Source organism: Actinomadura sp. 3N407 (genome assembly GCF_052245875.1).
Lineage (GTDB): Bacteria > Actinomycetota > Actinomycetes > Streptosporangiales > Streptosporangiaceae > Spirillospora.
Genome location: NZ_JBQQBP010000052.1, coordinates 1 through 5,876, shown reverse-complemented (window position 1 = coordinate 5,876; position 5,876 = coordinate 1). Strand labels below are relative to the sequence as shown.

The window sequence follows — 5,876 nt, the reverse complement described above, 5'->3', positions numbered from 1 at the left end:
CCATGCGGACGATCTCGTCCTTGTGCTCCTGGGTGAAATGCCGCCTCTGTCGTGCCAACGGCCTTCCTTTCCGGTTCTCTCCCCAACTCTAGTTGGGGCCCTGTCCGGAAGATCCGGGGCACCTCAGGGCGATGTTGCGGGCACCGAACTGCACCGTGCCGAACCGGTCAGAGGCGACGTGGTCGTACGGGGAGGCCGCCCAGGTGAGCAGCAGGGCGGCCAGGCCCGTCAGGATCATCGCGGCCAGGCCGACGAACGCCATCCTGCCGATCAGCCAGCGGCGGCGGGTCACACTCTGGTTCCACACCAGCCGGTGGGTGCCGAGTTCCAGTTCCCGGGCGATCAGCGGTGCTCCCCAGAACGCGCCGATGACGACGGGGATCAGCCCGAGTCCGGCGGCCAGGAACAGCAGTGTGTTCCGGTAGGTGCCCTGGAACTGGCTGCTTGCCTGGGCGCAGCCGACGGTGTCGGTGCACCGGGACCTGTAGGCGTCGTGGGCGCTCCGGATGTCCATGCCCAGGTACAGCAGGTAGCCGGCGATCAGAGCGAGTCCGACGGCGCCGGCGAGCACCTGGAGGCGGAACTGCCGCCAGTTCAACCAGATCATCGCGCTCCCTCCCCGGCCACGGCGCCGGCCCGGGCGACGGGCGTGTCGGCCCGCGACATGTAACCGAGCACCAGCTCTTCGAGCGTGACGGGCCCGGCCCGGAACGGGATCTTCGGCGGCGGGAGGTCGGTGCGCACGATCGCGCTGCCATGCCGGGTGCCCTGCTCCATCCGGATGGCCTCGACACCGGCGGGCAGCTGGTCGAGTTCGCCGTGGGGCGCGACCAGCCGGTGATGGCCGGCCAGCAGGTCCCGGACGTCGCCGGCGACCTGGACCCGCGAGTCGCACAGCACGATGAGGTAGTCGCAGACCTGCTCGATGTCACCGAGCAGGTGCGACGACAGCACGGCGCTGGCGCCGAGTTCGGCGACGAACTCCATCAGGTTCACCAGGAACCCCTGGCGCGCCAGCGGGTCCAGCGCGGCGGCCGGCTCATCGAAGATCAGCAGTTCGGGGCGTTTGGCGGCGGCGATCGTCAGCGCCAACTGTGCGCGCTGACCGCCCGACAGCCGTCCCGCCTTCTGGCCCGGGTTCAGCGCGACCTGCGCGATGCGCCGCTCGGCCAGGCCCTGGTCCCAGGACGGGTTCAGGTGCGCGCCCAGACGCAGATGGTCGGCCACGCTGAACCATGGGTACACCGGAGTGTTCTGCGCAACGAACCCGACCCGGGCCAGGTGCGCGGCGCTCGCCGCCGGCCGGGACCCCAGGACGCGCAGCGAGCCCGACGTCGGCTCCAGCAGCCCGCAGGCCAGGTTCAACAGAGTCGACTTGCCGGCCCCGTTCGGACCTACCAGCCCCACGACGCGACCGGCCGGAATGCGCAGATCGACGTCGCTCAACGCCTCCCGGCGGCCATACCTTTTCGTCAATCCCTCGGCGTGCAGGACCGGGATCGGATTCTCATGCGACATGACAGCATCGTCGGTAACGGCGCCACCTCAGATCACCAGCCCAAAGCACGGTTCACGCCGACGGTGATCGTACTTTCGGCTGGTTCGACGCCAAGCGCTTCGTCGGACTTGCGCCCGCATGATCGTCACCTTCGGTCTGCAGACCGACGCCAAGATCCCTGTTGGGTGCGGAAGCCAGCTGGTGTTCACTGAGCACGGCGCCCGCAGAGTGCATCTGCCCATCGTGCTCGGCGAGTGCCTGGTCCACTACAACCTCGCGCGGGTCCGCCGAGGCCGCGTCGACGGCGGGACGCGCGAGCAGTTCGGGCCAGGCCACCGCCAGCCGGCCCGACCCTGAAGGCGTCGGGATTCTTACGCACCGCGGCGCCGTTGAGGCGGACCGCCTGCTCGGTCGCGTGGCCGGTGAGCGGGAGGACGCCGTACTGGTACGCCGCACCGACGACGATCATGTTCGCGGGCATGTCGTCGTCGAAGAACCGCTCGGCCAGCGTCTATCGCCAGGAGGTTGGACGGCCCGGTGATCTCGGCGAGGCGCGTTCGCAGGCCCTGCCAGGCGGGGGGCCGGGTCGTCGCGGGGCGCCGGGCGGGCTCGCGGAGGACACGCTGCCGGTTGACCATTCTCATCACCAGACGGCATTGAGAGCGCTACGGCGCGCTCGAAAGCGGCCGTGGCATTTCGCGCTTCGATGGGCGGGGGCGCCGGGCTTGGTCCAGTGCGGCGAGGACCGCACTCAACCGTTCGTCGAGCGGACCGTCGAGTTCCACGACCGGGACGTCCGCCCAGGCGTCCAGCGGGTCGGCGTAGACCAGTTCCACCAGCGCGTCATTCATCTCCGATCGCAACCCAGGCATCTCCGCAGCCGGCAGAACCTGCTCCGTCTCCGGCGTGATCAGCGTGATCACGAGTAGGTCCAGGCTCGCGAAAGCCGACTGGAGCACTGCGGCGTCGGCCTCCTCTGCGGAGTCCGCCCCGATCGCGGTCATATAGGCGAGATAGTCCAGCGGCGTCCGGTCGAAGACGACTCCGGGCAGCGGCGGCGTTGTCAGGCTCTGCACCGAGCGCGCCAGCAGTGTCCGGTAATCCTCAAGCGATGGCGGGAACCCGAACTCATGCCCCTCTTCCTCAAGCAGATAGTACGGCTCGTCCGCCGTCACGTGACCGGGCAGGCGCGCGCACAGCGCCCGGGCCAGCGTCGTTTTCCCGGTTCCGTGAGTCCCGGAGATCCCGACTCTCATCTGCGGCTCCTGTCTCCTGCGGAGGCGGGCGCGGAGATCTTACGGCTACCACGGGCCCTGCGAGTCACGCGTGACCTGAGGGTGGCAGCGCACCGCGCCTGCCCGTCCCCTCCAGTCTCCAACACGGTCACTGAATCTCATCTACATCACCGCGCCCACGCCTGCGGCAACCGTCACTCGAACCAACGCACGATCGTTGCTGCATCTAGCGGTCGCGATCAGCCGGTCGAAGTCGTCCTCGGCCGAGCCGCTGCCAGAGTCGCGCGCGGCGGCGGATCGGATCCGTGCGGCCGCGATTGCAAGCGCAAGTCGGCGTGCACGGTCTCGGGATGCGTGGAGGCCGTTCGTGCCGCGAGGTCCTCAAAGTAGATCCAGAAGTGCAGTCTGTACTCTCGCCGCTCCGTGTAGACATACGCAGCCAGGGCGTCCCAGAGGCGCACGATGTTCGTGCCGTAGGAGCCGATGACCAAGGTCTGGTCGATCACCCCGTGTGCCACGAGTTTGGCCAGGTCGTCGTAGAACAGCCCGATGGTGTTCGCGTGGGTGCGTGCCTCATCGGACAGGCCGCGCCAGCCGCTATCGGCTGGGTGTTCATGGGCCAAAGTGGGGTAAGGGCTTGGGACGCGATGCGGCGGAGGTCTGAGGGCTTCAGTCCAGCAGGGTGCGCAGCGCCAAGCCGCCGATCTGCCGCAGCTCGTCGCGGCTGCGGCCGGCGGCCGCCTGGACGGCGATGCCGTCGGAGATCGTGTGGACGAGGGCGGCCAGGGCGGCCGGTTCGTAGCGGGAGGGCAGATCGGTGGCCTGCTCCAGGCGCCTGCGCAGCGCCGCCTCACCGGCTTTGCGCACCGCGATGGCGTCCTGGCGTACGGTGTGCGCGTCGGGTCCGCCGGCGTGCACGCTGCTGACGCACAGGCAGCCGTGGGGTGTGTTCTGGCCCGCGGTCAGGTCCACGGCTCCGTGGATCAGCTGCTCTACGACCTCGCGGCCGGTGGGCGCGTCCAGCGCGTCGGCGGTGTAGGCGCCGGGGCCGTCGAGGTAGCGGGCCAGGACCGTGCCGAACAGTTCCTCCTTGTTGCCGAAGGCGGCATAGAGGCTGGGCCTGTTGATGCCCATCGCGGCGGTCAGGTCGGTCAGCGAGGTGCCTTCGTAGCCGTACTGCCAGAACACCTCCAGCGCGCGGTCGAGTGCGGCGTCTGCGTCGAACGAGCGTGGGCGTCCGCCGGGCATGCCGTCCTCCGTGCTCTCTCCCAAGTTTTATACCTATCGGTACGTTACCTCTTGCGAGACGGTGTCGCGCTGCTCTAGTTTTGTACTGAAAGGTACACAACTAAGGGGTGGACGCATGATCCGAGTCGGAGTTGTCGGGGCCAGCGGTTGGGCGGACGGCTCGCACCTCCCCGCACTCGCCGCGATCGAGGCGTTCGAGGTGACCGCGGTCGCGACCACCAATCAGGCCAGCGCGGACCGGGCGGCCGCCGCCCATGGCGTGCGGCACGCCTTCGCCGACGCAGGCGAACTCGCCGCCCACCCCGACGTCGACCTGGTCGTCGTCTCGGTGAAGGCCTCTGGACACGCCGCCGTGATCAGGGCCGCGCTCAAAGCAGGCAAGCACGTCGTGTGCGAGTGGCCGCTGGGCGTCGACGCCGACGAAGCGAGTGAGCTGACCGAGGCCGCCACCACCGCAGGCGTCGGCCACGCGGTCGTCCTCCAGGGGCACCACTCGCCGAGCGTCCGCTTCGCCGCCGACCTGCTGGCCGAAGGCCGGATCGGCACGCTCGAATCGGTCGTGCTGGTGGCCGAGGGCGCGCCCTGGGGCGGCAGTCGAATCTGGCCGAACCTGGTGTTCGGCCTCGACCCCGCAGAGGGAACCAACATCCTGACCATCATGGCCGGCCACTTCCTTGCCGCGCTCGAACGGGTCGCGGGCCCGCTGGCCGAGGTCTCGGCACGGCTGCCCCGCATGCACGACCGCGTGCTGGTCGCCGGGACGGAGCGGACCGTGCCCAATGCCACCCCCAGCCACGTGCTGCTGCACGGACTGCTGACGAGCGGCGCCACCGCCTCCGTCGCCGTGCACGGCGGCAACGGACCCATCCAGGACGGGTTCCTGCTCAAGCTCATCGGCAGCGACGCAACATTGACCGCCACCCCAGCCCAGCGCGGAACGTTCATCCACTGGGGAGACTGGGACATCAGGATCGGAGACGACGTCCTAGCCGTGCCCGACACCTATCGCACCGTTCCCGCGGGCGTCCGGTCCGGCCCGCCGGCCAACATTGCGGCCCTCTACCAGGAGGTCGCCCGGGCCATCGCCGAAGGCCAGCAGCCGCACCCCAGTTTCGAGACCGCCTTGCGCCACCACCGGCTCCTCGCAGCCATCGAACGGTCCGCGGCCGATGGAACCGCCCAGGAAATGGGCTGTCGGTAAGGCTCGTGCAGCCAGGTACAAGCGTTTGAGTTAGCTGCATCCGGAGTGCACTGCCGGTGCGTCGGCGAATGTTGGCGGCTGTGGCATGCACCGCAAGTCCGGCCGGTCGCCCGGTCATTGTGCACGTGTGCCGACCTGGCATACGGCTGACCTGGCCGGCAAGGACAACTACCCCGTCGACCGGGAGGCGGGGACTAGGTCCTCCAGACCTTCCCCGGGATGGTGGACATGGCCCGCTACTCCCGGCACATGCTCACGCGGGTGGATCGGTATCTGGCCGGTGAGGCGGGGGATCCGCCAGTTCCTGGACATTGGCACCGGGCCGATCCGTGGCACGGCTGATGGCGGCGCTGCCGCCAGGCAGCTACCTGGCGGTCTACGACGGCACCGACACCCCAACGATCACCGGGGTCGCAGCTGTGCTTGCCGAAAGTGCGTCAGTGCAGGTGAGGGACGTAGAGTCCGACAGGCCGCGGCGGCGGGCTTGACAGTCGCAGATTAGGCCACGACACCGCGGTTGCCGCGGGATGATGGGTGGCCTGTGTTGTTGCGACCGGCCCATTTGACCGTGGTGAGGGGCCGCGCGTTTTCCGGACAGCGTCCTGATGGGTGATCTGCGGGTAGATCTACGCCGCTTGCTGTCGCTCCAGGTACTCGATGTGGACCTCAAGTGGGGTCCGGTACCCGTTCGCGG

8 protein-coding genes are annotated in these 5,876 nt (G+C 69.0%); 3 read left to right on the top strand and 5 right to left on the bottom strand.

Going from position 1 to position 5,876, the window contains the following annotated elements; genetic code table 11:
• Nucleotides 1-88 precede the first annotated feature (88 nt).
• Both ACTWPP_RS44775 and ACTWPP_RS44770 read right to left on the bottom strand, forming a co-directional pair.
• On the bottom strand, nt 89-607 hold the full coding sequence (locus ACTWPP_RS44775; RefSeq protein WP_443110582.1) for a hypothetical protein: 519 nt from the start codon (nt 605-607) through the stop codon (nt 89-91).
• Nucleotides 604-1,518: an ABC transporter ATP-binding protein gene (locus ACTWPP_RS44770; protein ID WP_443110581.1), complete on the bottom strand. Its 915-nt coding sequence runs from the start codon at nt 1,516-1,518 to the stop codon at nt 604-606. Before ACTWPP_RS44770 ends, ACTWPP_RS44775 begins: the two co-directional genes overlap by 4 nt.
• A 181-nt stretch (nt 1,519-1,699) precedes the next feature.
• Between ACTWPP_RS44770 and ACTWPP_RS44765 the strand changes: the two genes are divergently transcribed.
• The gene (locus tag ACTWPP_RS44765; RefSeq protein ID WP_443110580.1) at nt 1,700-1,855 is read left to right on the top strand and encodes a hypothetical protein; all 156 of its coding nucleotides are present in this window, start codon (nt 1,700-1,702) and stop codon (nt 1,853-1,855) included.
• A gap of 308 nt (nt 1,856-2,163) precedes the next feature.
• On the opposite strand, the gene ACTWPP_RS44760 is transcribed toward ACTWPP_RS44765, so the two are convergent.
• The 3 genes from ACTWPP_RS44760 to ACTWPP_RS44750 form a co-directional block, all read right to left on the bottom strand.
• On the bottom strand, nt 2,164-2,754 hold the full coding sequence (locus ACTWPP_RS44760) for an AAA family ATPase (protein ID WP_443110579.1): 591 nt from the start codon (nt 2,752-2,754) through the stop codon (nt 2,164-2,166).
• Nucleotides 2,755-2,972: 218 nt separating this feature from the next.
• Nucleotides 2,973-3,356, bottom strand: a complete 384-nt coding sequence (locus ACTWPP_RS44755; protein WP_443110578.1) for a DUF4760 domain-containing protein — start codon at nt 3,354-3,356, stop codon at nt 2,973-2,975.
• Between the two features lie 46 nt (nt 3,357-3,402).
• Nucleotides 3,403-4,005, bottom strand: a complete 603-nt coding sequence (locus tag ACTWPP_RS44750; protein WP_443110577.1) for a TetR/AcrR family transcriptional regulator — start codon at nt 4,003-4,005, stop codon at nt 3,403-3,405.
• Nucleotides 4,006-4,096: 91 nt separating this feature from the next.
• Here ACTWPP_RS44750 and ACTWPP_RS44745 point away from each other — a divergent pair, with 91 nt between their 5' ends.
• Nucleotides 4,097-5,182, top strand: coding sequence for a Gfo/Idh/MocA family protein (locus tag ACTWPP_RS44745; RefSeq protein WP_443110576.1), 1,086 nt, complete (start codon nt 4,097-4,099; stop codon nt 5,180-5,182).
• Between the two features lie 85 nt (nt 5,183-5,267).
• On the top strand, nt 5,268-5,684 hold the full coding sequence (locus tag ACTWPP_RS44740) for an SAM-dependent methyltransferase (RefSeq protein ID WP_443110575.1): 417 nt from the start codon (nt 5,268-5,270) through the stop codon (nt 5,682-5,684).
• Nucleotides 5,685-5,876 lie beyond the last annotated feature (192 nt).